Origin of the sequence: Streptomyces dryopteridis, assembly GCF_049606955.1 — a bacterium.
Taxonomy (GTDB): domain Bacteria; phylum Actinomycetota; class Actinomycetes; order Streptomycetales; family Streptomycetaceae; genus Streptomyces.
The window spans coordinates 3,509,118-3,533,243 of record NZ_CP187113.1 but is presented as its reverse complement, the minus strand read 5'-3'; the positions used below and the strand labels follow the sequence as shown (position 1 = coordinate 3,533,243).

20 protein-coding genes are annotated in these 24,126 nt (G+C 71.8%); 6 read left to right on the top strand and 14 right to left on the bottom strand.

Features of this window, described 5'->3' with window-relative positions:
* Positions 1-197: 197 nt before the first annotated feature.
* The 3 genes from ACN20G_RS15140 to mscL all read left to right on the top strand — a co-directional run bounded on the left by ACN20G_RS15140 (position 198) and on the right by mscL (position 2,863).
* Positions 198-755 carry a carboxymuconolactone decarboxylase family protein gene (locus ACN20G_RS15140; RefSeq protein ID WP_424213303.1) on the top strand — a complete coding sequence of 186 codons (558 nt, stop codon included), beginning with the start codon at positions 198-200 and terminating at the stop codon, positions 753-755.
* Positions 756-794: 39 nt separating this feature from the next.
* Complete coding sequence (sigJ, locus tag ACN20G_RS15135; RefSeq protein ID WP_424213302.1) at positions 795-1,733, top strand: RNA polymerase sigma factor SigJ; 939 nt, start codon at positions 795-797, stop codon at positions 1,731-1,733.
* Positions 1,734-2,341: 608 nt separating this feature from the next.
* A complete protein-coding gene (gene mscL, locus ACN20G_RS15130) occupies positions 2,342-2,863 on the top strand; it encodes a large conductance mechanosensitive channel protein MscL (protein ID WP_424213301.1) in 522 nt (173 codons plus the stop codon).
* Between the two features lie 17 nt (positions 2,864-2,880).
* On the opposite strand, the gene ACN20G_RS15125 is transcribed toward mscL, so the two are convergent.
* From ACN20G_RS15125 to nirB, 12 genes are all read right to left on the bottom strand, one after another.
* Complete coding sequence (locus ACN20G_RS15125) at positions 2,881-3,093, bottom strand: hypothetical protein (protein WP_424213300.1); 213 nt, start codon at positions 3,091-3,093, stop codon at positions 2,881-2,883.
* 108 nt (positions 3,094-3,201) lie between these two features.
* Positions 3,202-4,635, bottom strand: coding sequence for a NarK family nitrate/nitrite MFS transporter (locus ACN20G_RS15120; RefSeq protein ID WP_424213299.1), 1,434 nt, complete (start codon positions 4,633-4,635; stop codon positions 3,202-3,204).
* A gap of 3 nt (positions 4,636-4,638) precedes the next feature.
* Entirely contained in the window at positions 4,639-5,004 is a 366-nt protein-coding gene (locus ACN20G_RS15115; protein WP_424213298.1) for a hypothetical protein, read from the bottom strand.
* Entirely contained in the window at positions 5,001-5,666 is a 666-nt protein-coding gene (locus ACN20G_RS15110; RefSeq protein WP_424213297.1) for a ubiquinol-cytochrome c reductase iron-sulfur subunit, read from the bottom strand. Before ACN20G_RS15110 ends, ACN20G_RS15115 begins: the two co-directional genes overlap by 4 nt.
* The gene (locus tag ACN20G_RS15105; protein ID WP_424213296.1) at positions 5,663-6,262 is read right to left on the bottom strand and encodes a 4Fe-4S dicluster domain-containing protein; all 600 of its coding nucleotides are present in this window, start codon (positions 6,260-6,262) and stop codon (positions 5,663-5,665) included. Before ACN20G_RS15105 ends, ACN20G_RS15110 begins: the two co-directional genes overlap by 4 nt.
* Before the next feature lie 6 nt (positions 6,263-6,268).
* Positions 6,269-8,566: a molybdopterin oxidoreductase family protein gene (locus tag ACN20G_RS15100; RefSeq protein ID WP_424213295.1), complete on the bottom strand. Its 2,298-nt coding sequence runs from the start codon at positions 8,564-8,566 to the stop codon at positions 6,269-6,271.
* A complete protein-coding gene (locus tag ACN20G_RS15095; protein WP_424213294.1) occupies positions 8,563-9,681 on the bottom strand; it encodes an MFS transporter in 1,119 nt (372 codons plus the stop codon). Before ACN20G_RS15095 ends, ACN20G_RS15100 begins: the two co-directional genes overlap by 4 nt.
* A gap of 103 nt (positions 9,682-9,784) precedes the next feature.
* A complete protein-coding gene (gene pflA / locus ACN20G_RS15090) occupies positions 9,785-10,621 on the bottom strand; it encodes a pyruvate formate-lyase-activating protein (protein WP_424213293.1) in 837 nt (278 codons plus the stop codon).
* Between the two features lie 188 nt (positions 10,622-10,809).
* On the bottom strand, positions 10,810-13,077 hold the full coding sequence (pflB, locus tag ACN20G_RS15085; RefSeq protein WP_424213292.1) for a formate C-acetyltransferase: 2,268 nt from the start codon (positions 13,075-13,077) through the stop codon (positions 10,810-10,812).
* A gap of 235 nt (positions 13,078-13,312) precedes the next feature.
* Positions 13,313-14,614 carry an anaerobic C4-dicarboxylate transporter family protein gene (locus ACN20G_RS15080; protein ID WP_424215518.1) on the bottom strand — a complete coding sequence of 434 codons (1,302 nt, stop codon included), beginning with the start codon at positions 14,612-14,614 and terminating at the stop codon, positions 13,313-13,315.
* A 167-nt stretch (positions 14,615-14,781) separates the two neighbouring features.
* A complete protein-coding gene (locus ACN20G_RS15075) occupies positions 14,782-16,194 on the bottom strand; it encodes an MFS transporter (protein ID WP_424213291.1) in 1,413 nt (470 codons plus the stop codon).
* A 203-nt stretch (positions 16,195-16,397) separates the two neighbouring features.
* Positions 16,398-19,166, bottom strand: coding sequence for a nitrite reductase large subunit NirB (gene nirB / locus ACN20G_RS15070; RefSeq protein ID WP_424213290.1), 2,769 nt, complete (start codon positions 19,164-19,166; stop codon positions 16,398-16,400).
* A 281-nt stretch (positions 19,167-19,447) separates the two neighbouring features.
* Here nirB and ACN20G_RS15065 point away from each other — a divergent pair, with 281 nt between their 5' ends.
* From ACN20G_RS15065 to ACN20G_RS15055, 3 genes are all read left to right on the top strand, one after another.
* Complete coding sequence (locus ACN20G_RS15065; RefSeq protein WP_424213289.1) at positions 19,448-20,194, top strand: sirohydrochlorin chelatase; 747 nt, start codon at positions 19,448-19,450, stop codon at positions 20,192-20,194.
* Positions 20,195-20,222: 28 nt separating this feature from the next.
* Positions 20,223-21,374, top strand: a complete 1,152-nt coding sequence (locus ACN20G_RS15060; RefSeq protein ID WP_424213288.1) for a low temperature requirement protein A — start codon at positions 20,223-20,225, stop codon at positions 21,372-21,374.
* A 143-nt stretch (positions 21,375-21,517) separates the two neighbouring features.
* A complete protein-coding gene (locus tag ACN20G_RS15055) occupies positions 21,518-22,762 on the top strand; it encodes a cytochrome P450 (protein WP_424213287.1) in 1,245 nt (414 codons plus the stop codon).
* Between the two features lie 71 nt (positions 22,763-22,833).
* On the opposite strand, the gene ACN20G_RS15050 is transcribed toward ACN20G_RS15055, so the two are convergent.
* Both ACN20G_RS15050 and ACN20G_RS15045 read right to left on the bottom strand, forming a co-directional pair.
* A complete protein-coding gene (locus ACN20G_RS15050) occupies positions 22,834-23,340 on the bottom strand; it encodes a DUF5949 family protein (RefSeq protein ID WP_424213286.1) in 507 nt (168 codons plus the stop codon).
* 56 nt (positions 23,341-23,396) lie between these two features.
* Positions 23,397-24,020 (bottom strand): hypothetical protein, encoded by a 624-nt coding sequence (locus ACN20G_RS15045; RefSeq protein ID WP_424213285.1) that lies wholly within the window; start codon positions 24,018-24,020, stop codon positions 23,397-23,399.
* Positions 24,021-24,126 lie beyond the last annotated feature (106 nt).

Here is a 24,126-nt window from a genome sequence, read left to right as displayed (position 1 = left end):
GCACGCATCATAGGGAGCTCGTCCGACATGAACACTTCACGTCCGTACGGCGGGATCGGTTCCCCGGGCCGGCGGAGGGAGACGCTCCGCGAACCTCCCGAGAAAAACCTCGGCCGCCCTGTCACATCCGGGCGGCCCGTCCGGTCCACCGGGTGAGGGCGCGCGCAGGGCGCGTCACCGACCGGAAGGACCCGACCATGCCGTACGTGTCGCTCGCCCCCCGCCCCTCGCTGCTGCTGCGGATCGGCGGCTGGTGGTCGCGCCGGGACTTCGGGAAGGTGCTGGAGCCCGGCCTGGCCTACGGGCACAACACCAGGGTGCTCTCGACCTACTTCGCCATGGAGCGCTCGGTCGCCAAGTGGGACGCGCTGGACGGGGAGCTCAAGCAGCTCGCCGTGCTGGCGGCGGCCGTCCGGCTGAACTGCTCGTGGTGCGTGGACTTCGGCTACTGGGAGAGCCACGAGCGCGGGCTGTCGAAGGAGCGGATCGAGGCCGTGCCCCGTTGGCGCGAGACCGAGGGCGTGTACGGCGAACGGGAACTGCTGGTCATGGAGTACGCGGAGGCGATGACGGCGACCGAACCGGAGGTGCACGAGGAGCTGGCGCACCGCGTGATCGCGGAGCTGGGCGAGGCCGCGTACGTGGAGCTGACGGCGATCGTGGGGCTGGAGAACTGGCGCTCGCGGGCGAACCGGGCCTTCGGCCTGACGAGTCAGGGCTTCTCGACCGCGTGTGCCGTACCGTCGCCCCGGTGACCGCCGCCGGCGGTCGCGGGGACGACCACGGGGGACGACGTGACGCGGGACACGGAGACGGGCGCGGGGACGGGCGCGGGGCGGGACACGGGCGGGCGGGAGGCCGGGGCGGAGCTGTTCGAGGGGCAGCGCCGGCGCCTGTTCGCGATCGCCTACCGGATCACGGGCGGGGTCGCGGACGCCGAGGACCTGGTGCAGGAGGCGTGGATCCGGTGGGACGCCGCCGACCGGGAGGCGGTGGAGAACCCGCCGGCCTGGCTGGCCCGCGTGGTCACCAACCTGGCGCTGAACCGGCTGGACTCGGCGGCGGCCCGGCGTGTGACCTACGTCGGGCCGTGGCTGCCCGAGCCCCTGGTCACCGCGGCCGGGGCCGCGGAGCCGGCGGACGGGGCGGCGGCGGTCGAGTTGGCGGACTCGGTGTCCACGGCGGTGATGGTGGTGCTGGAGAGCCTGTCGCCGGTGGAACGCGCGGTGTTCGTGCTGCACGAGGTCTTCGGTTACCCCTACCGGGAGGTGGCCTCGATCCTGGACCGCTCCGAACCCTCGGTGCGCCAGACCGGGCACCGGGCCAAGGCGGCCGTCCGGGCCCGGCGCCCGCGCTTCGAGGCGCCGGCGGGCGTGCGCCGGGCGGTCACCGACGAGTTCCTCACCGCGGCGACGGGCGGGGACCTGCACCGGATGCTGGGGCTGTTGGCGCCGGACGTGACCCTGTGGACGGACGGCGGCGGGCTGATCCGGGCGGCCGTGCGGCCGGTGTCGGGCCCGGAGAACGTGGTCCGGTTCCTGCTCGGGGTGCTCGCCCGGCCGGAGGTCGCGGGGCTCGCGGCCGAGGCGGTGGACGTGGACGGGCAGCCGGGCGTGCTGCTGCGGCTGCCGGACGGGTCGGTGGACTCGGTGGCGGTGATGGAGTGCGGCGCGGACGGTCGGATCGCGGAGGTCCCGGTCGTGCGCAATCCGGAGAAGCTGCGACACCTGTGACGGGTGTGGGTGAACCCTCTGTCCACAGGCCGGGGGGTTGTCCACAGGGTCGAGCGGGCGGGGGCGGAACGCGGGAAGCTGACGGGGCCCCGGGCGCAGGTCCGGGGCGCGTGACCCGTGACCCGCACCCGAAGGGCGGTACCCGCCATGTCCCGAACCCCGACCTCGGCCCCGAACCCGCACCCGAACCCGCACGCCGAACGCGCCGCGCTGCCCCGCTACCCGGGGACCCGCACGCCGGCCCGCACACCGACCCGACCGGAGCACGCGGAGCACGCGGGCCCGGCGGCCGGCCCGGACCGGGCGGGCGGTCGGAGCCGGGCGGGGCCGGGGCGCGCGGTGCCCGCGTTCGCGCCCGTGCGGGTCCGTCGACGGGGGCGCGGGGGGCTCGCGGGGGTGCGGGCCCGGCCGGTGGCGGCGGGGCTGCTCGCGGCCCTCGTGCTGCTGCTCGCCGGCGCCTCCGAGAGACCCCGCGACCCCGGCCCCCGGCCCGGTGGCGAATCGAACGGACCGGCGGTCAAGTCACCTGCGAGCGTGGCCGGATTGGACACACCGGCCCCGGACTGCCATAGGTAGCGCAACGGTCCGGACTCGTACAGAGAGGCTCAGTGGTGAGCGAGAAGAAGAAGGAGAGCGTCCTGGCGGGCTTCAGGGCCTTCCTGATGCGCGGCAACGTGGTGGACCTCGCGGTCGCCGTCGTGATCGGCGCCGCCTTCACCAACATCGTGAACTCGGTGGTGAAGGGCATCATCAGCCCGCTCGTGGGCGCGATCGGGACGAAGAACCTGGACACCTACTCGTCCTGCCTCAAGGGACCCTGCCGCGTGGACGGCAAGGGCGAGGTCGTCGAGGGCGTGAACATCCTCTGGGGATCGGTCCTCAACGCCACCCTGTCGTTCCTCATCACCGCGGGCGTCGTGTACTTCCTGATGGTGCTGCCGATGGCGAAGTACCTGGCCCGGCAGGAGGACCGCCGCAAGGCCAAGGAGGGCGTGAAGGAGACCATGGAGATCACCGAGCTGGAGGTGCTCAAGGAGATCCGCGACACCCTCGTCGCGCAGCGCTCCGGCGGCGCCGGCGGTTCGGGGACCTCGGGCGGCACCGGTTCGACGGGGTCGACCGGGTTCTGAGGTCCGTCCGCGCGGGCTCAGACGTGGTGCGGGGGCTTCTCGTCGAGGAAGCGCGCGAGGTCGGCCGAGGCGCCGCCGCTCGGGCGTTCGCCCCAGCCGCGGTCGGTGTCGTCGGCGGACCGCCGGTCCAGCGGGTCGTCGAAGTCGATCCGGGGCCGGGGCCGGGTCGGGGCGGCGGTCTCGGCGGTCTCGGCCGCCGGGCCGGTCTCGGGACGGGGGGTGTCGCTCATCCCCCCAGGGTACGTCCGGGGGCGCCGGGGCGGTCCGTGGCCGCCCCGGCGCCCCCGGCCCGGGTGTTCCCTCGCGCGGACGTCCCTGCCCGGGCGTCCGCGCGGGGGTCAGCTCGGGGCCTCGGCGCCCTTGCGGGCGTAGTACCACCAGCACACGGCCAGGCAGGTCACGTAGAACCCGATGAAGATCCACAGGGCCGTGGTGACCGCAAGGTTCGCGAACATGGCGGGGATGAAGAAGAACCCGTAGGCCGCGATCGCGGAGGAGAAGCCGACGACCGCGCCGGACTCCATCTCGGCCTGCTTGATCGCGGCGGCCTGCGCCTCCGGGCCCCTGCCCGCCGCCGTCCGCGCGTGGTGGTCGCGGAAGATCACCGGGATCTGCCGGAAGGTGGAGCCGTTGCCCAGGCCCGAGAAGGCGAAGGCGACGAGGAAGCCGATGAAGAAGGCCCAGAAGCTGCCCGCGTCACCGCCCGAGGGCAGGGCGAAGATCACCACGACCAGGGCCACCGCCATGCCGACGAACGAGAGCATGGTGACCCGCGCGCCGCCGATCCGGTCCGAGAGCCAGCCGCCCGCCCAGCGCATGACGGCGCCGACGAACGGGCCGATCCAGGCGTAGGTGGTGGCCTGGTAGCCCTGGGCCTCGAAATTGTTCTTGATCAGCAGCGGCAGACCGGCCGCGAAGCCGATGAAGGACCCGAAGGTGCCCACGTAGAGCCAGGTCATCAGCCAGTTGTGCTTGCGCTTGAAGATGATCTTCTGCTGGCTGAACGGGGCCGCGGCGACCTTGAGGTCGTTCATCAGGAACCAGGCCAGCAGGGCCATGATCACCAGCAGCGGCACCCACAGGAAGGCCCCGTTCTGGAGCCAGATGTCGGTGTTCTTCTTGGTGTCCCGCTGCGGGCCGCCGGCCGGCGCGCCGAGCACCGCCGCCGTGATCACCAGCGGCGCCACCAGCTGCACGACCGAGACGCCCAGGTTGCCCAGGCCGCCGTTGAGCCCGTTCGCGCTGCCCTTCTCCCGCTTCGGGAAGAAGAAGCCGATGTTCGCCATCGAGGAGGCGAAGTTGGCGCCGCCGATGCCGCAGACCGCGGCGATCAGCGCCAGCTCCCAGTACGGGGTACCGGTGTCCTGGAGCGCGAACCCGAGCCACAGCATCGGGCCCACCAGGATGATCGTGGAGAACGCGGTGAACTTCCGCTCCCCGAAGATCGGCCCGATGAAGGTGTACAGGATCCGGAACGTGCCGCCCGTGATGCCGGGGATGGCCGTCAGCCAGAACAGTTGGGACTTGGTGAACCCGAAGCCCACGTCGTTCAGGCGGACCACGGTCACCGACCAGACCTGCCAGACCACGAAGCCCAGCATCAGCGCCGGCACCGAGATCCACAGGTTGCGCTGGGCCACCTTGCGTCCGGTGGCGGCCCAGAAGCCCTCGTCCTCCGGCCGCCAGTCGCTGATCGTGCTGCCGGGCTTGTAGCTGTCGCCGCCGACGGGCGCCGGGCCGGTGGCCCTCGGGGTGGGGGTGGGTATGGACATCGGTCATCGGTCCTTCGGGTCGAGGAGCCACAGCACCAGCACCACCAGGAAGGACAGGACCAGGAATCCCGCCCCCCACCAGGCCGTGCCGGTGTTGCCGCGCATCCACTCGTTGACGGTCACGGTCAGCCCCCAGAGCTGGCCGACGACCACGGTGAGGGCCAGGGCCAGCCGGGCGTTGAGCTTCGAGGACCGTTCCGGTTCCTGTTCGCTGCCCGCGCCGGGCCCCGGACCCGTGTGCCGGACCCGGGGGTCCCCGTAGCCGCTGGTGGGGCGGATCTGCGGGTACCGCTCGCGGACCGGGCGGTTGAGTCGGGGCTGCGCGCTGCCCGGGTGGAACTCCGGGCGGTCGCCTTCGCTCGCGCTCATGTCGCTCGCCTGCTCTCGGTGGCGCCGTCGCGACCCGTGCCGGGACAGCCGAGGCGTTCGGCCATCTCGGGACGGGAGTCGCGGAACTGCCGGCACAGGGCGTCCTTGGCCGGCTCCCCCGACCGGGCGGTCGCCACGGCCCACACGCTGCCGTCGAGCTGCTCGGTCAGGAAGATCCTGGGGAGCGGGCGCGGCGGCGGACCGGCCGTCACCTCCCCGCTGCGGGCGTCGAACACGCCCTCGTGGCACGGGCAGTACAGCTCGCCGTCCGGCCCCCGGTCCTCGCGCCACAGCACCGCGCACGCCAGGTGCGTGCACACCGCCGAGTACCCGACCAGGGTGCCGTCGCCGAGCCGGACGGCCAGGGCCCGGTCCTCGTCGCCGGGGAAGCGGAAGGCCACGGACTCGCCGGGGGCGATCCGGTCGGCGACCTTCTTCGTCTCCGGCAGGGTGTCGCTGTCCCCGTGCCGGTGCAGGATCCCGGCCGCGACCCCGACCCCGCCGATGGCGAGGCCGCCCGAGACGGTGGCCACGATCCGCAGGTAGTCCCGGCGGGTGGTCAGCGAGTCGGCGCTGATCCGGTCCCGCAGCGCGGTCTGGGCGGCGTCCTCCTCGGGATCCGGCCCGGAGCCGCCCGGGGCGGGCTGTTCGGTCACGCTCATCGGACGTCGACTCCGTTCACCTCGACGACGGGCAGACCGCCCGGCACCGGCCACTGGACCTTCTCGGCGGGGACCACCATGGCCACGCCGGTGGAGACCACCACGTCACCGAAGACGAAGGAGTCCGCGACCTGCACCCCGGGCCGCTCGGCCCGCAGCTCTTCGAGGGTTCCGTAGAACAGCGCCCCGGTCGGGCAGACGGTCGCGCACATCGGGGCCAGGCCGTAGGCCGTGCGGTCGTAGCAGAGGTTGCACTTGAGCTGGAGCTTGGCCTGGAGGTCGATCTTGGGGACCCCGAAGGGGCAGGCGTTGACGCAGTTCGCGCAGCCGATGCAGCGGGTGGTGTCGGCCTGCTGCACCACCCCGTCGGCGGTCACGAGGATCGCGTCGGCGGGACAGACCTCGGCGCACGGGGCCACCGGGTCCTCGCAGTGCATGCACACGGTGGGCATCGAGGCCACGGTGTGCCCGGGGTCGGTGTAGTCGAGGTGGATCATCGACTTGCCGCGGTGCGAATCGCATTCGCGGCAGGCCGAGACGCACGCCTGGCAGCCGATGCAGCGCCCGGGGTCGATGAAGATCGTGCGGCCCATCATCGTGGGTCAGCTCCTCTCCGACGTGCCGCGGCCCTGGGGGGACGTCGGCGGCAGGGGGTCGGTCCGGGAGACCTGGGTCTCCGGGTACGCCACGTGTCCGGGCGCGGTGGGCGGTTCGGGGACCTCGTCGACGGCGTCGGCCGCCTCGATCCGGGCGGCGCAGACCTTGTACTCGGGGATCTTCGACCTCGGGTCGAGGGCGTCGATGGTCAGGGCGTTCGCGGCGGTCGGGACCGGCCAGTGGTAGGGGATGAACACGGTGTCGGGCCGGATGGCCTCGGTGACCAGGGCCGGGAACACCTCGCTGCCGCGCCGGGTCACCACCCGCACCGGATCGCCGTTGCGGAACCCGTGGCTGGGGTGCACCTCCACCCACGGGCGCGGGGTCTGCTCGACCAGGGCGCCCAGGCGTCGGGTCTGGTTGCCGGACAGGAAGTGGGCGACGGTGCGGCCGGTGGTCAGCGAGAGCGGGTACTCCTCGGTGTAGGCGTCCATCGGCGGGTGCCACTCCACCACCTGCATGTGGATCTTCCCGTCGGCGTGGAAGGTCCGCCCGTCCTCGAAGAGCCGGGGGGTGCCGGGGTGGTCGGTGCTCGGGCACGGCCACGCGATCCCGCCGGTCTCCTCCAGCCGCTCGTAGGTGATGCCGTAGTAGTCGTTGACGGTGCCCTTGGAGGCGACGCGCAGTTCCTCGAACACCTCCTGGGAGTTCCGGAAGGGGAACTTCTCGCCGGCTCCGAGGCGTTTGGCCAGCTCGCACAGCACCCAGGTGTCGGTGCGGACCCCGGCGGGCGGCTCCTGGGCCTTGTTGTGCTTGACCACGCGGGCCTCGGCGTTGGCCATCACCCCGTCGTCCTCGGCCCAGGTGGTGACGGGGAAGACCACGTGGGCGTTGGCGGCCGTCTCGGAGAGGAAGAAGTCGAACTGGGCGTGGAACTCGGCGGTGTCGTAGCCCTCCTTGACCACCGCGTAGTTGGGCAGGGAGACGAAGGGGTTGTTGCAGATGCCGATCAGGCCGCGGATCTCGCGGCGTTGCATCTGCCAGACCATCTCCATCATCGAGGTGCCGGAGCGGGGCAGCTCGGACTCCTCGATGGCCCAGATCTCGCAGATCTGCCGGCGGTGCTCGGGGTTGTCGATGGCCCGGCCGCCGGGCAGCATGTCGGACTTCTGGCCGTGCTCGCGCCCGCCCTGGCCGTTGCCCTGGCCGGTGATGGTGCCGTAGCCGGCGCCGGGCTTGCCGATGTGTCCGGTGGCCGCGCACAGGTTGATGACGGTGAGGCAGTTCTCGACGCCTTGGGAGTGGTGTTCGATGCCGCGCGCGTGCCAGGCCATGGCCTTGGGGGCGCCGGCGAACATCCGCGCCACTTGCACGATCTGGGAGGCGGGCACCCCGCAGATCTCGGCCGAGCGCTCGGGCGGGTACTGGGCGACGGTGGCCTTGACCTCCTCCCAGCCGGTGGCGTGGGCCGCGAGGTACGCCTCGTCGGCGAGGCCCTCGGCGACCACCACGTGCAGCACGGCGTTGAAGAAGGCCGAGTCGGTGCCGGGCTTGAGGGCCACGTGCACGTCGGCGGTGCGGGCGATGGCCGTCTCGCGCGGGTCCACGACGATCAGGCTCGCGCCGCGGTCCCGGGCGCCCCACAGGTACTGGGTCATGACGGGGAAGCACTCGCCGACGTTGGAGCCGGCGATGAGCAGGCAGTCGGTGAGGAGGATGTCGGAGAAGGGGTTGCCGGCCCGGTCGATGCCGAAGGACAGCTTGTTCGCGCCGGCCGCGCTCACCATGCACAGCCGGCCGTTGTAGTCCACGTGCTTGGTCTTGAGGGCGACCCGGGCGAACTTGCCGACGAGGTAGGTCTTCTCGGAGAACAGGCTGGCGCCGCCGAGCAGCCCGAAGGCGTCGTTGCCGTGCTCGGCCTGGATGCGGCGGATCTCACGGACCGTGAAGTCCAGGGCCTCGTCCCAGGAGACCTCGCGGAAGGGCTCGTCACGGGAGGTCCGCATCAGCGGGGCGGTGAGCCGGTCGGGGTGGTTGACCTGCTGGTAGGCGTTGATGCCCTTGGGGCACAGCCGCATCCGGTTGATGTCGTGGTTGCGGGGCTCGACGCCGAAGACCTTCCCGTGCGAGTTCACCCGCAGGTACATGCCGCACTGCACGCCGCAGAAGCAGCAGTGGGTGGGGACCAGCGTCTCCCCGTTCTGATCGGCGTGCCACCGATCGGCGGGAATCCCGCCGGCATCCCGGAAATTACGCGTCCCGGGCGGCGCGACGGACGGGTCGAGAGGCAACGGGGAGGTCACTTGTACCCCTTCTTGACGTGGGTGAGGTACGCGTTGCCGCGCAGGACTCTTTTGCAGCGGGGGCAGTACTCGGCCCAGGCGTCGAAGTCGAGTCGCAGGTCGCGCATCGTGCCGCGCAGGTTCTCGACGTAGGGGGCGGTGTCGATGGGTTCGCCGCAGCGCTTGCAGCCCTGGAGGGGTTCCTCGCCGGTGCCCGCCGCGTTCTTGCGGGAGGTGTACTTGAACAGCTGCATGCCGACGGCGGCCGGGCGCTGCACGATGTGGAAGAACTTCCCGAACGGGATGTAGATCAGGGTGAACACCACCGAGACCATGTGCAGGATCGCCAGGAATTCGTAGCCGCCGCCGTGCAGGAAGATCGAGGAGAAGGTCAGCAGCAGGCCGGTGACGGAGATGACGATCAGGCAGATCAGCGGCAGCAGGTCGTAGGCGAAGCGCTGGCCGGTGATGGCGCCGCGGTCCTTCATCCGGCGCCACAGGAAGTAGCAGGCGCCCGGGATGACGAGGACGGCGGCCAGGTCGAGCCCGTGGAACATGATCCAGCCGACCACGCTCAGCGAGTCGTAGCCGAGCACCTTGAAGCCCCAGATCCGCATCTCGTAGCCCGGTCCGGAGCCGGTGGACGAGGTGAAGGTGAACCAGCCCCAGGTGAGCGGGAAGGTGATCGCGGCGGCCAGCAGGCAGCCCCAGAAGATGAGCTGGTGGGCGATCCAGCGGGAGCGCGAGCGGGCCCCGAGGAACTTCTGGAAGCCCAGGTAGGTGGCGATCATCCGCGGCAGGGCGGTGGGTGCCTTCTTGAAGTTGGCGACGGAGAAGAAGCTCCCGAAGCCCTTCTTGAACAGCCGTCGGGCGCCGGGGGCGGAGACCCACACGGTGTACCGATAGGCGACGCCGAAGGCGAGGAAGACGGTGGCGACGGCGTACGGCAGCAGCGCCGAGTCGAAGTCCCGCAGCAGTCGGCTGCCCAGGACGATCGCGACGACGAGCAGCAGGGAGACGACGGTCCCCGCGAGGGTGGCGCGTGCCGTGACGGAGCGCTTCTTCCCTGGCGAGGACGGCGCCGCCTCGGGAGGGGGAGGCGGCGCGGCGGGGAGGACCTCTGTGGGCTCGGACACACCCCCACGCTAGGGGGTATGTCCGGTTTAAGCCTGTTGTAAGGGGGTGTGGGGTCGCCCGTTCGGCGGAACCCCGGGCCCGCCCGGGCGGTGTCGGCCGGCGTCAGACGGCGTACAGGCCGTGCGAGGCGAAGATCTCGCGCGCGGCGGCGACCTGCTCGCGGTCCGGGGAGGGGGTGTCGTGCAGGGTGAAGTTCATGTTCAGGGCCTCCCACTTGCTCTCGCCGAGCTTGTGGAAGGGCAGCACGTCCACCCGGGAGACGTTGCCGAGGGAGGCGGCGAACGAGGCCACGCCCTCGACGTTCTCGCGGGCGTCGGTCAGCCCGGGCACGAGCACGAAGCGCACGTGCACCTCCTTGCCCTGGTCGGCGAGGCGGCGGGCGAACTCCAGGGTGGGGTCCAGCTCGCGGCCGGTGACCTTCTTGTAGGTCTCGCGGTCCCAGGACTTGATGTCGAGGAGGACGAGGTCCACGTCGCGCAGCATCGCGTCGGTGGCGCGGGCGCCGAGGAAGCCGGCGGTGTCCAGGGCGGTGTGCAGGCCCAGGTCGCGCTTCATGCGGTGCAGCAGCTCGCCCGCGAACACGGGCTGGAGCAGGGGCTCGCCGCCGGAGATGGTGGCGCCGCCGCCGGAGGCCGCGATGAAGGCCGTGTACTTCTTCGCCTCCGCGATCACCTCGTCGGCGGAGGTGCGCTTGCCGTTGCGCATCCGCATGGTGTCGGGGTTGTGGCAGTACAGGCAGGTCAGCGGGCAGCCGGAGAGGAAGGTGACGAAGCGGGTGCCGGGACCGTCCACACCGGTGGACAGGTCCCAGGAGTGGACCGTGCCCTCGGAGGGCCGCTGGGTGGCGGCGGCGGCCGGGGTCTTGCCGGCGCTCACGAATCCGGCCGAGGCGGCGGCCGCCGATCCGACGGGGATGTTCGAGCCGAGGAGGACGGTCATGGCAGGTCTCCGAAATTCCTTGGGGTGGGTCTCGTGGAGATGTGGCGGCGCCGCCGGTGGGGGCCGGCGGCTCTGAGGGGTGCGGACCGGCGGTGGAGGCGCGCGGTCCCGGGGCCGACAGGGACGGTCCCGGGCCGCGCGGGCCGGAGGGGGTGCGCCGCGCGGGGGGCGGCGGCGCACCGGGGGTGTTACAGCGAACCGTGGAAGGTGCGGTTCAGCACGTCGAGCTGCTGCTCGCGGGTCAGCCGGACGAAGTTCACCGCGTAGCCGCTGACACGGATGGTCAGCTGCGGGTAGTTCTCCGGGTGCTCCATGGCGTCCTTGAGCACGTCGCGGTTGAGCACGTTGACGTTCATGTGGAAGCCGTCGACCGACATGTAGCCGTCGAGCACGCCCGCCAGGTTCTTGATCCGCTCCTCGGGGGTGCGGCCCAGGCCGTCGGGGGTGACGGTGTTGGTCAGCGAGATGCCGTCCTCGGCGTCCTCGTACGGCAGCTTCGCGACCGAGAGGGCGGAGGTGACGTAGCCGTGGGTGTCGCGGCCGTTCATCGGGTTGGCACCCGGGGAGAAGGGCTCGCCGGCGCGGCGGCCGTCGGGGGTGTTGCCGGTCTTCTTGCCGTAGACCACGTTCGAGGTGATGGTCAGCACGGACTGGGTGTGCTCGGCATTGCGGTACGTCGGGTGCTTGCGCACCTTCTTCATGAACTCCTCGACCAGCCAGACGGCGATGGAGTCGACGCGGTCGTCGTTGTTGCCGAACGCCGGGTAGTCGCCCTCGATGGTGTAGTCGACGGCGAGACCGGTCTCGTCGCGGACCGGGGTCACCTTGGCGTACTTGATGGCGGCCAGGGAGTCGGCGGCGACGGAGAGGCCGGCGATGCCGCAGGCCATGGTGCGGCGGACGTCACGGTCGTGCAGCGCCATCTCGATGCGCTCGTAGGCGTACCGGTCGTGCATGTAGTGGATGACGTTCAGCGCGTGCACGTAGACGTTGGCGAGCCATTCCATCTGCTCGTCGAACTTCTTCATGACCTCGTCGTAGTCGAGGACCTCGGCGGTGATCGCGCCCGTGTCGGGGCTGATCTGGATGCCGAGCTTCTCGTCGCGACCGCCGTTGATCGCGTAGAGGAGGGTCTTGGCGAGGTTCACGCGGGCGCCGAAGAACTGCATCTGCTTGCCGACCGGCATGGCCGAGACGCAGCAGGCGATGGCGGTGTCGTCGCCGAAGCGCGGGCGCATCAGCTCGTCGGACTCGTACTGCACCGAGGAGGTGTCGATCGAGACCCGGGCGCAGAACTCCTTGAAGCCCTGCGGCAGCTGCGGGGACCAGAAGACCGTCATGTTCGGCTCGGGGGCCGGGCCGAGGTTGTAGAGGGTCTGGAGGTAGCGGAACGAGGTCTTGGTGACCAGCGGACGGCCGTCCTCGCCCATGCCGGCGATGGACTCGGTGACCCAGGTCGGGTCGCCCGAGAACAGCTCGTCGTACTCCGGGGTCCGCAGGAAGCGGACGATGCGGAGCTTGATGATGAAGTCGTCGACGAGCTCCTGGGCCTGCTCCTCGGTGAGGACACCGGCCTCCATGTCGCGCTGGAGGTAGACGTCCACGAAGGTGGAGGTCCGGCCCAGGGACATGGCCGCGCCGTTCTGCTCCTTGACGGCGGCCAGGTAGGCGAAGTACAGCCACTGGATGGCCTCGCGGCCGGTCTTGGCCGGGCCCGAGATGTCGTAGCCGTAGGAGGCGGCCATGGCCTTCAGCTCGCCCAGGGCGCGCATCTGCTCGGAGAGCTCCTCGCGCAGGCGGATGGTCTCTTCCAGGCGGTCGCCGGTCGGGAGGGCGTTGAGCTCCTCCTTCTCCGCCTTCTTGAAGGCGATGAGCTTGTCGACGCCGTAGAGGGCCACGCGGCGGTAGTCGCCGATGATGCGGCCGCGGCCGTACGCGTCCGGCAGACCGGTCACGATGCCGGCCTTGCGGGCGGCGCGGATCTCGGGGGTGTACGCGTCGAAGACACCGGCGTTGTGGGTCTTGCGGTACTCGGTGAAGACCTTCTCCAGGTCCTGGGAGACCGGGTAGCCGTAGGTCTCCAGGGCGCCGGCGACCATGCGCCAGCCGCCGTAGGGCATGATCGCGCGCTTCAGCGGCGCGTCGGTCTGGAGACCGACGATCAGGTCCTTGTCGCGGTCGATGTACCCGGGGGCGTGGGCGGTGATCGTCGAGGGGATGTCGTACGCGACGTCGTAGACACCCTTCTCGCGCTCCTCCGGGAACTTGTCCGTGATCGCCTTCCACACGGCGGTGGTGCGCTCGGTGGGGCCGGCGAGGAAGGTGTCGTCACCCTCGAACGGCGTGTAGTTCTGCTGGATGAAGTCGCGGACGTCGACGGCGTCACGCCACAGGCCGCCCTTGAAGCCGTCCCAGGCTTCGCCGTTCTTCGTGGTTTCCGCAGGGGTGGCAGTCATCGCCCGCACCTTCCCAGTCGCCTCATTGCTTGTATCCATTGCACGCCTTTTGATCGATCATTTGGGCCCGCGTTGGTCCCGTTCCGGCGCCCGAAGGTCCCGCCCTCCCCTGCCTCCAGACTCCCCCACCGGCCCTGACCTGGCATTCGGGACGGGACCAAGGTCCTTCGTGCGCTTGTGAATGCATTCACAAACTTTCTCAGGCGGATCGCGCCCGAGGCCGTCACAAACACGGTCAAACGAGCTGAGAGATACCGAAACCGCAGGCCACAGCCGTGATCACGGTGACCAGCCCCGGCAGCATGAACGAGTGGTTCACGACGAACCGGCCCACCTTCGTGGTGCCCGTCCGGTCGAAGTTGATCGCCGCGATGAACGTGCCGTAGGTGGGCAGCAGGAAATAGCCGTTCACCGCCGGCCACATCGCGATCAGCAACGGCGCCGGGATGCCCAGGGCCACGCCCAGCGGCATCAGCGCCTTCGTGGTCGTGGCCTGGCTGAACAACAGGCCCGAGAGCACCAGCAGCATCACGGCGAAGAACCACGGGTGGTCCCGGGCGATCCCGCCCAGCGCGCCCGTGATCCGGTGCTCGTTGGCCCCGATGAACGACAGCCCCAGCCAGGACAGGCCGAACACGCCGATCACCGCGACCAGCCCCGAGCGGGCCACGTCCGTGCCCGGGATCCGCTTCGCGTCCACCTTGCAGACCAGCAGGATCAGCGCGGCCACCGACATCATCAGGATCTCGATCGTCGCCGGCATCCCCAACGGCCCCTTCGGCCCGGTCGGCCGCAGCCCCGGGAACAAGCCGCTCAGCACCACCGCGCCGGTGCCCGCCAGGAACAGCCACGCCGACCAGCGGGCCCGCGGCCTCGGCTCCGGCCGCTCCCCCGCGAGCGCCTCCCCGACCTCGCCGGCCGCGAGCCGGCGCCGGTACTCGGGGTCCTCGGACAGCTCCGCCCCGATCCGCGACTGCACACAGGCCGCCACCACCACGCCGATCAGCGTGGAGGGCACGGCCACCGCCATGATCCGCGGCAGGTTCCAGCCGTCCCCGTCGAACATCACGATCATCGCGGCCATCGCCGCCGAGACCGGCGAGGCCGTGATGCCCACGGTCGCCGCGATCGAGGAGACCGCGATCGGCCGCTCGGGCCGCACCCCGCCCTCCCGGGCCACGTCGTGGATCACGGGCAGCAACGGGTAGAACACGTGCGCCGTGCCCGCGCCCAGGGTGAAGGCCCACGAGACCAGCGGGGCCACGAAGGTCACCATGCGCGGCTTGCGCCGGATCGCCCGCTCGGCGACCCCGACGAGGAAGTCGATGCCGCCCGCCGCCTCCATCGCGGCGGCGGCCGTGATCACCGCGAGGATGATCAGCATGACGTCCACGATCCCGCCGGTGTCGGCGGGGGTGACGTCGAAGACGGTGGCGAGGACGAAGACGCCGACGGCGCCCCACAGGCCCATCGCGATGCCGCCCTTGCGCGAGCCCAGGGCGATGGCCGCCACCATGACGGCGAGTTGCAGGAACATGCCGAGCACGGCGTGACCTGGCCTTTCGTGCGGAGTGTCCCCCCGGCGTCCCCCGGCGCCACAGGATCGAAAGCGGCCCCGGACGCCCCGACGCCCCGGCCCCGCGCCTCCCCGAGGGGCGCGCGGGACCGGGGCTCGTCGTCAGGACGGCACGGGCCGGAAGAGCTCTAGCTGGGGGCCTCGGCACCCTTGCGGGCGTAGAACCACCAGCAGACGACCAGGCAGGTGACGTAGAAGCCGACGAAGCCCCACATCGCGCTGGTCACGGCGAAGTTCGCGAACATCGCCGGGATGAAGAAGAAGCCGTACGCGGCGATCGCGGCGGTGAAACCGGTGACCGCGCCGGACTCGATCTCGGACTGCTTCAGGGCCTTGGCGTACTCCGGGGTGCCCTCGGTCAGACCGGCCAGGTGCTGCCCGCGGAAGATCACCGGGATCTGCCGGAAGGTCGAGCCGTTGCCCAGGCCGGAGAAGAGGAACGCGGCCAGGAAGCAGAGGAAGAAGCCGAAGAAGTGACCGCCGTCGCCGCCGGCCGGCAGGAAGTTGATCACGCCGATGATGGCCAGGGCCATGCCCACGAAGGACAGCATGGTGACGCGGGCGCCGCCGAGCTTGTCCGACAGCCAGCCGCCGCCCCAGCGGGCGAGCGCGCCCAGGGCCGGGCCCATCCAGGCGTAGGTGGCCACCGAGTAGTCCGGGAAGGTGGTCTTGATCAGCAGCGGCAGGGCGGCGGCGAACCCGATGAAGGAGCCGAAGGTGCCCACGTACAGCCAGGTCATGACCCAGTTGTGCTTGCGCTTGAAGATGATCTTCTGCTGCGAGAAGGGGGTCGAGGCCACCTTCAGGTCGTTCTGCCCGAACCACGCCACGGCGGCGAGCACGATCAGGACCGGGATCCACACGAACGCGGCGTTCTGCAGGTAGACGGTCTTGCCGTCGGCCTTGGCCTGGCCCGCGCCGATCGCGAGCACCGAGGTGGTGATCAGGATCGGGGTGAGCAGCTGCACCACGGAGACGCCGAGGTTGCCCAGGCCGCCGTTGATGCCGGTCGCGCTGCCCTTCTTCTCCTTCGGGTAGAAGAAGCCGATGTTGGCCAGCGAGGAGGAGAAGTTCGCGCCGCCGATGCCGCACAGGGCGGCGATCGTGATCAGGGTGCCGTAGGAGGTGGTGTTGTCCTGCACGGCGAAGCCGAGCCACAGCAGCGGCACGATCAGGACCACGGTGGACAGCGCGGTGAACCGGCGCTGACCCACCATCGGGCCCCAGAAGGTGTAGAAGATCCGCGCGGTACCGCCGGTGATGCCCGGGACGGCCGTCAGCCAGAACAGCTGCGACTGGGTCAGGTCGAACCCGACGTCCTTCAGGTTGGTCGCGGTGATCGACCACACCTGCCACACCACGAAGGCCACGAGCAGCGCCGGCACGGCGATCCACAGGTTGCGGGTCGCGACCCGCTTGCCCGTGGACTCCCAGAAGGCCGGGTCCTGCGGACGCCAGTCGGTGATGGTCTTGCCGGGCCGGTATTGGGCCGGGTCGACCGCGGTGGTCTCCTCGACCTTCGTGAAGCTCGCGGAACTCATGCAGTGTCCTGAACGTTGAAATGGGGTCCTACGGGTCCTGACCTTTCAAGGTTCCGGTTCGCCCCGGCCCGCCGGCAGGGCAGAACGTCGCGCGATCGACAGGACAAGGTCCCCGGACGCACAAGGCGTTCGTCGCACGGCCCACAACCCCGAACGCGCCGGCGGGGCCCCGCGGGGCCCCGCCGGCGCGCGTGCGCGTCAGGTCACTTGACCTCGAAGACCGGGAGCGAGACCTCCGGGTCGTCCAGGCAGACGCCGGTGCGCAGGTCGAAGAGCTGCTTGTGCATCGGGGACGCCACCACCGGCACCCCGTCCTTCGAGCCCATGATCCCGTCGGCGATCACGTCCGCGCCCGAGAACGGGTCGGTGTTGCCGACCGCGTAGACCTCGCCCGCCTCGTCCTTGAACACCGCCGCCTGCGAACCGTCGGGCAGCACCGCGATCCGGCCGCGGCCGGGCTCCAGCGCGTCCGAGACCGCCGCCGCGCCCGCGCCGAAGTCCACCGTGCCGAAGCGCTCCAGCGCCGCCGGGTCCTCCAGCACGGCCTGCCACTCGTCCTGGTACGCGGACACGTGCCGCTCCATCTGCGCCTCCAGCTCCGCGCAGATGCCCAGCGAGTCCTCGATCAGCACCTCCTTGAGGTGCCCCAGGCCGCCCTCGATGCGCTCCAGCCACGTCGAGGTGCGCTCCAGGCGCTCACCGGTGCGGATGTAGTACATGAGGAAGCGGTCGATCAGCGCGAACAGCTCGGCCGTGGTGAGGTCCGAGGCCAGCAGGTCGGCGTGGCGCGGGATCGCGCCGCCGTTGCCGCTGACGTACAGGTTCCAGCCGTTGGCGGTGGCGATGACGCCGATGTCCTTGCCGCGGGCCTCCGCGCACTCGCGCAGGCAGCCCGAGACGCCGCCCTTGAACTTGTGCGGGGTGCGCAGGCCCCGGTAGCGCAGCTCCAGGTCGATGGCGAGCTGGATCGAGTCGCCCTGGCCGAAGCGGCAGAACCGCGAGCCGACGCAGGACTTCACCGCGCGCAGGGACTTGCCGTATGCCTGGCCCGTCTCGAACCCGGCCCCGCCCAGGCGCCGCCAGATGTCCGGCAGCTGCTCCTTGCGGGCGCCGAACAGGCCGATCCGCTGGGCGCCGGTGACCTTGGTGTACAGCTCGTAGTCCCGGGCGACCTCACCGAGCACGATGACCTGCTCGGCGGTGATCTCGCCGCCGGCGACCCGGGGGATCACCGAGTAGGTGCCGTCCTTCTGGAGGTTGGCGAGGAAGAGGTCGTTGGAGTCCTGGAGGGTGGCCTGCTCCCCGTCCAGAATGTGCCTCAGGCCCAGGTCCGGGGCGAGGGAGCCGAGGACGTTGCCGACCACGGGCTTGCACACGGCGCAGCCCTGGCCGCCGACCCCGTGCTTCTCCATCAGCTCGGTGAAGCTGCGGATCCGCTCGGTGCGGACGGTCTCGTAGACCTCGGCGCGCGTGAGGGTGAAGTGCTCGCACAGGCCGCGCGGCTTCTCGATGCCGGCCGCCGCGAGTTCCGCGTCGAGCACGGCCTGGAGGGTGCCCAGGCAGCCGCCGCAGCCGGTGCCGGCCTTGGTGCACTTCTTGATGCCGCCGATGTCGGTGAGGGACTCCTCGACCACCGCCGTGCGGACCTGCGCCTTGGTCACGTTGTGGCAGGAGCAGACCACCGCGTCGTCGGGCAGCGCGTCGGCGCCCGGCAGGGCCACGCCCTCGGTGTTGGGGAGGATGAACGCCTCCGCCGGGGCCGGGAGCTGCCGGCCGGCGTGCGGCTTCAGCGAGCCGTACGCGTCGGCGTCGCCGACCAGGATGCCGCCGAGGAGGGCGCCGTCCGGGCCCAGCAGCAGCTTCTTGTACACGCCTTCGCGGGCGTCGGAGAAGACCACGGAGACCGCGCCGTCGCGGCCCTCGGGGGCGAAGGGGTCGCCGAAGGAGGCGACGTCGGCGCCCATCAGCTTCAGCTTGGTGGAGGTGTCGGCGCCGGTGAACGTGAGCTCGCCGGCGCCGGCCAGTGCCTCGGCGACCGTTTCGGCCATCTGGTAACCGGGGGCGACCAGACCGTACACCTTTCCGTCGACCGTCTGCGCGCACTCGCCGACGGCGTACACGTACGGGTCGCTCGTCCGGCAGTGCGCGTCCACGACCACGCCGCCCCGGTCGCCGACCGCGAGGCCGCTCTCGCGGGCCAGGCGGTCGCGCGGGCGGACGCCGGCGGAGAACACGACGAGGTCGGCGTGGATGTCCTCGCCGTTGGTCAGGTGCAGGCGGGTCGCGCGCCCGTCGGCGTCGGTCTCGACCTCGGCGGCCCCGACCCCGGTGTGCACGGCCACGCCCATGGACTCGATGGTGGCGCGCAGCGCGGCCGCGCCGCCGTCGTCCACCTGGAGCGGCATGAGGCGGGCGGCGAACTCCACGACGTGCGTGGTCAGGCCCAGGGTGCGCAGGGCGCCCGCGGCCTCCAGGCCGAGCAGGCCGCCGCCGATCACGACGCCGGTGCGGCGGCCCGCGGCCCCGGCGTAGGAGGTGATGGCCTCGACGTCGTCGAGGGTGCGGTAGGTGAAGCAGCCCTCGGCGTCGGCGCCCTCGATGGGCGGCACGAAGGGGTAGGAACCGGTGGCCAGGACCAGCGCGTCGTAGCGGACCACCGCGCCGGAGGCGGTGGTGACGGCGCGGGCGGCGGTGTCCACGTGCACGGCCGGGTCGCCCAGGCGCAGGTCCACGCCGTGCCGCTCCAGGAAGCCCTCGGAGACCATGGACAGCTCGTCGCCGCCGGTGCCGGTGAACGCGGCGGACAGGTGGACGCGGTCGTAGGCGGGGCGCTTCTCCTCGGCGAGGACGATCGCCTTCCAGCCGCGGCCCTCGGGCTTGGCCGGGTCGATGAGCGCGTCCCGCTCGGCGAGGGCTTCCAGCAGGCGGTGTCCCACCATGCCGTGGCCGATGACAACCAGCGTCTGCTGCATGCGTCTCACTCCACGTGTCCCTGTACGGCGCACGCGACGCGTTCGGTGGGGATCCGCAGCGGATCCGCGCGCCTGTCCGTGCATACATTCCGACTCTTCGACGGTAGGTCCGCCGCGCAGTCCGCAGGCTCCGAAAACGACCCCCGACCCCGGGCCCCGGGCCCCGTTTCACACAGGACCATCGGCCCTGCACCCAGGGCCTTGGCCGAGCGGCCGGGGCGGGCCGCGCGGCTTAGCGTGGGAGGGGGGACACCCCTGCCGCCGCCCGGAAAGGGATCACGATGCTCGTACTCGCCGTGCACGGCAGCGCCGTCCCGGCCGCCTCGGCCACCATCGACCGGCTGCTCGCCTCGATCGAGGCCCTCAGCGGGGTCCGGGCCGTCGTCGGGCACCTCGACGTGCAGCGCCCCTCGCTGGCCGAGGTGGTCGCCGAGCACCCGCACGCGGTGGTGGTGCCGCTGCTGCTGGGCGACGGCTACCACCGGCGGGTGGACATCCCGGCGGTGCTGGCCGAGCACGGTGCCCCGGACTGCGTGCTCACCGAGGGCCTGGCCCGCGAGCAGGACGTGGCCCTGGCCCTGTACGGCCGGCTGCGCGAGGCCGAGCGGCGGCGCGGACCGCACGCCCTGGCCGACGCGGTGCTCGTCGCGGGCGCCGGCTCCTCCCGCCCCGGGGGCAACGACGGCACGCTGACCTGCGTCGAGCAGTTGTCGACCCTGCTGGAGTGCGACCGCGGGCCCGGCCCGATCCCGGTGGTGCCCGCCTACCTGACCTCCGCCTCCCCCACCCCGGCCGAGGCCCTGGCCGCGCTGCGGGCGGCGGGCCACGAGCGGATCGCCGTGGCCACCCACCTGCTGGCCCCCGGCCGGTTCACGGAGGTGCTGGACCGGCTCGACGCGTGGACCGTGTCGGCGCCGCTGGCCGACCACCCCCGGCTGGCCCGGCTGGTGCTGCGCCGCTGGGAACGGGCCCTGCGGGAGTCCGCCCGGGGCATGCGCGAGGCCCGGACCGCGCGCCTCGCCTCGTAGCCCCCGGCGGGCTGCTGTGCTGGCCCGCATGACCTACCTGCCGATGACCGCCCGGAGCCGGGACGAGGCCCACCGCACCGCGACCAACCTGGAGCTCTTCTTCGACCTGTGCTTCGTGGTCGCGGTGGCGCAGGCCGGCCGGCAGCTCGTGCACGCCCTGGCCGAGGGGCACGTGGCGGACGGGCTGCTGGGCTACGTGTTCGTGTTCTTCGGCGTGTGGTGGGCGTGGATGAACTTCACGTGGTTCGCCTCCGCCTACGACGTGGACGACGTGCCGTACCGGGTGGCGACCCTGGTGCAGATCGCGGGCGTGCTGGTGTTCGCGGCCGGCATCCCGCGCGCCTTCGACGCGAACGACTGGCTGGTCGCGGTCATCGGCTACCTGGTGATGCGGGTGGCGCTGACCGCGCAGTGGCTGCGGGCCTCGCGCGGGGAGAGCGGCCCGGCCCGGCGCTCGACCCTGACGTACGCGGCGGGGCTGGTGGTCTGCCAGCTCGGCTGGATCGCGCTGCTGTGGGCGCCGGACGGGGCCAAGCGCTGGCTGTTCCTGATCCTGGTGGTGGCGGAGCTGTCGGTGCCGCTGATCGCCGAACGGGGGCACGAGACCCCGTGGCACCCGCACCACATCGCCGAGCGCTACGGGCTGTTCACGATCATCGTGCTGGGCGAGACCATCGCGGCGGCGACGGTGGCGGTGCAGTCGGCGCTGGACGAGCACGAGGCGCTGGGCAACCTGCTGTACATCGCGGGCGGCGGGGTGCTGCTGGTGTTCGCGGCCTGGTGGATCTACTTCGCGGTGCCCGCCCACGACCGGCTGCGGAGCAACCGGGAGGCGATCCCGTGGGGCTACGGGCACTTCGTGATCTTCATGGCTGCGGCGGCGATCGGCGCGGGCATCGAGGTGGTCATCGAGCAGGCCCTGGGCGAGGCGCACATCTCGGTCGTGGCGGCGAACCTGGCGGTGGCGGTGCCGGCGGCGGCGTTCCTGTTCTTCGTGTGGCTGCTGCACTCGCGGCACTTCAAGAACGGGCCGGCGCAGCAACTGCTGCTGCCGGTGACGGCGGCGCTGGTGGTGGGCTGCGCGTGGACGGGTTCGCACGCGGTGCTGTGGATGGGGCTGGTGGCGACGGCGGCGGTGGCCATCGGGGTGCGGACGGCGCACCACACGCGCCTCGTCTGACGCGCGCCCGGGGTGAGCGGCGTCAACCCTCGTCCCGCGCGACCATCCCTTCGACGGAATCGGGGGCGGGGCGGTCGACGCCCCGCCGAGCGGCGGCGTTCTCCTCACACGTGAAGGAACCCGCTCGCTCGAAGGAAACCGCCATGCCGGCCGCGTCCCTCCCCGCTCAGGACGTCAACCTCGCCGACCCCGCGTTCTGGCGCCGGCCCCCCGAGACGCAGCGGGCCGCGTTCGCGCGGCTGCGGGCCCGGCGCGAGCCGGTGTTCATGCCGGAGGACCGGCGCGGCCGGGGCCACTGGGCGCTCGTGCGGCACGCGGACGTGCAGGAGGCGAGCCGGCGGCCCACCGTCTTCGCCAGCGCCCCCGGCGTGACCACCCCGGAGCCGCCGCGCTGGGTGCGGACCCTGTTCGGCGATTCGATGGTCAACCTGGACGGGGCCGATCACGCCCGGCTGCGCCGGATCGTGCACCGCTCCTTCACCCCCCGGCTGTTGGCGGCGGCGGAGGAGGACGTGCACGCGGTGGCCCGGCGGATCGTGGACGAGGTCCTCGACCGGCGGCCCGACGAGTTCGTGGCCTCGGTGGCCTCGCGGCTGCCGCTGGAGGTCATCTGCAACATGATGGGCATCCCCGAACGGCACCGGGCCGAGATCGCCGACCGCGTCAACCACGCCTCGGAGCACATCGGGGTGGAGCGGGGGCTGGCCTCGCGGCTGCGGATGCCGGGACGGGGGCTGCGCGCGCTGGCCCGGATGCAGCGCATGGTGGGGGCGATCGGCCGGGAGCGGCGCAGACACCCGGGCGAGGACCTGATCTCGGCCCTGGTCTCCGCCGACCTCGACGGGCAGGGCCTGAACTCGCGGCAGTTGGGGGCGTTCTTCTCGCTGCTGATGGTGGCCGGGGTGGAGACCACGCGCAACGCGATCACCCACGGGCTGAGCCTGCTGACCGAGCACCCCGAGCAACGGGAGCTGTGGGTCTCGGACTTCGAGCGGTACGCGGACGGGGCGGTGGACGAGATCATCCGCCACTCCACCCCCATCATCCAGTTCCGTCGCACCCTGACCACGGAACACCGGCTCGGGGGGCGGGAGTTCGGGCCGGGCGAGAAGGTGGTGCTGTACTACGCCTCCGCCAATCGGGACGAGGCCGTCTTCGCCGATCCGGACGCCTTCGACATCACCCGCTCGCCCAATCCGCACCTCGGTTTCGGGGGCGGCGGACCGCACTACTGCCTGGGGGCGCACCTGGCCCGGGTGGAACTGAAGGCGCTGTTCCGCGAGTTGCTGACCCGCCCGGTGGGCCTGCGGGCGGTGGGGGCGCCGGACCTGGCCGGATCGAACTTCGACAACCGGGTCCGCACCCTCCGCTTCGCCTTCGACGGCTGAGCCGGGGCGGGGCGGAGCGGCACGGCCGGGGCGGCGCGCGCATCGCGCGTCGCCCCGGACCGCGCGCCGGATCAGCGCTGGAGGCGCTGCACCTGGAGCACGCAGTGGGCGGCGGAGGTCAGGACCTCTTCGTCGCCCGCGAACTTCTGCAGGGCCTCGGGGCTGACCGGCTTGCCGGGGGCCGCCTCGGGCCAGGGGCGGGTGGCGAAGAGGAAGTAGACCTGCTCGCTGTCGTTGGCGGCGGCCACCCACTCCGGCGGGGCCCCGCACTGGGCGTTGAGGCCCGGCATCGTGAGCGCGACCTGGTCGTCCACGAGGACGACCTGGATCGGGAAGGTGCGGGGGCTGTGGGTGGCGTCGAGGACCACGTCGCCGATCGTGAGCTTCATCTGGTCCAGCAGGGCGCGCGCGGCCTCCTCGCTCGCCCGCAGGGCCTCCTCCGGCTCGCCCGGCCCGTCGCCGAGGGTGTAGGCGAGCAGGTAGGGGATGTCGTGCCCCTCCTCGGGGTCGCCGATCCAGGCGAGCACGGAGAGGGTGCCGAGTCGGGAGCTGTCGATTTCGGCCTGAGTAGAAGTCATGCGCGCACCCTAGTGGGATTCGGATGGGGTATTTCACGACCCTTCACCCACCCGGGCTAGATGGTCCAGAATCCCTCTCCGGAATTCGCGCGGACGTTCGCGTCCCGGTATTGGAGGCGCACGATGCGCGCGTTGTCCGGAATTTCGAACACCACCCATCCCTCGGCCCGGGAACCCACGGCGAGGGAATCGAGGACGAGCGGCCTGCCGGTGGTGAGTTCCCCCGTCGCGACCGCCGGCCAGCTCCGTCCCGCGCTGTCGTGCGCCCACACGCTCCCCAGGGGCCCGTACGTGTCGCCCCCCACGTTGACGAAGGACATCCCCGCCCCCACCCAACGGCGGCCGGCGGGCGGCCCGACCCCGGCCCGCACCGGCACCGCCGGGTCCACCCACGAGGTGAGCACGGCGTCCAGGTGGCGCCCCAACTCCCGCCCCCGCACCCGCAGCACCTCCCCCATCCGGCGCGCGTCGGCGGGCGCCGCGTCGAGTCGGCCGCGCCCGTCGTCGCCCGGGTCCGGGCCCCCCTCGCCCACCGGCACGGCGGGCACCCCGGCGGGCGCCCGGGTCTCCCCCTCCGGCAGGTGCCCGCAGGCGACGGCGGCGCCGAGCAGCAGCGGCAGGAGGGCGAGCGCGAGCGCGGCGCGAGGGCGGCCTCGACGGTGACGGTGACGTGCGGACACGGGGGAATCCCTTCGGGGGACGAATTTCGCCCAGTGTCACGCGGCCGAGCGGGCAATTGCGCCCACGACACGGACCGGCGGAACGCGTTGACGGGCCGCGACCAGC

Bases quoted from the DNA above. Each gene is read 5' to 3' on its own strand.
- ACN20G_RS15140 (WP_424213303.1), top strand. From the start codon at position 198: ATGCCGTACGTGTCGCTCGCCCCCCGCCCCTCGCTGCTGCTGCGGATC.
- ACN20G_RS15055 (WP_424213287.1), top strand. From the start codon at position 21,518: ATGCCGGCCGCGTCCCTCCCCGCTCAGGACGTCAACCTCGCCGACCCC.
- ACN20G_RS15105 (WP_424213296.1), bottom strand. From the start codon at position 6,262: ATGATGGGCCGCACGATCTTCATCGACCCCGGGCGCTGCATCGGCTGC.
- ACN20G_RS15075 (WP_424213291.1), bottom strand. From the start codon at position 16,194: ATGAGTTCCGCGAGCTTCACGAAGGTCGAGGAGACCACCGCGGTCGAC.
- pflA (WP_424213293.1), bottom strand. From the start codon at position 10,621: ATGACCGTCCTCCTCGGCTCGAACATCCCCGTCGGATCGGCGGCCGCC.
- ACN20G_RS15060 (WP_424213288.1), top strand. From the start codon at position 20,223: ATGACCTACCTGCCGATGACCGCCCGGAGCCGGGACGAGGCCCACCGC.
- ACN20G_RS15120 (WP_424213299.1), bottom strand. From the start codon at position 4,635: ATGTCCATACCCACCCCCACCCCGAGGGCCACCGGCCCGGCGCCCGTC.
- ACN20G_RS15050 (WP_424213286.1), bottom strand. From the start codon at position 23,340: ATGACTTCTACTCAGGCCGAAATCGACAGCTCCCGACTCGGCACCCTC.
- ACN20G_RS15080 (WP_424215518.1), bottom strand. From the start codon at position 14,614: ATGTTCCTGCAACTCGCCGTCATGGTGGCGGCCATCGCCCTGGGCTCG.
- ACN20G_RS15065 (WP_424213289.1), top strand. From the start codon at position 19,448: ATGCTCGTACTCGCCGTGCACGGCAGCGCCGTCCCGGCCGCCTCGGCC.
- pflB (WP_424213292.1), bottom strand. From the start codon at position 13,077: ATGACTGCCACCCCTGCGGAAACCACGAAGAACGGCGAAGCCTGGGAC.
- ACN20G_RS15115 (WP_424213298.1), bottom strand. From the start codon at position 5,004: ATGAGCGCGAGCGAAGGCGACCGCCCGGAGTTCCACCCGGGCAGCGCG.
- ACN20G_RS15110 (WP_424213297.1), bottom strand. From the start codon at position 5,666: ATGAGCGTGACCGAACAGCCCGCCCCGGGCGGCTCCGGGCCGGATCCC.
- ACN20G_RS15125 (WP_424213300.1), bottom strand. From the start codon at position 3,093: ATGAGCGACACCCCCCGTCCCGAGACCGGCCCGGCGGCCGAGACCGCC.
- nirB (WP_424213290.1), bottom strand. From the start codon at position 19,166: ATGCAGCAGACGCTGGTTGTCATCGGCCACGGCATGGTGGGACACCGC.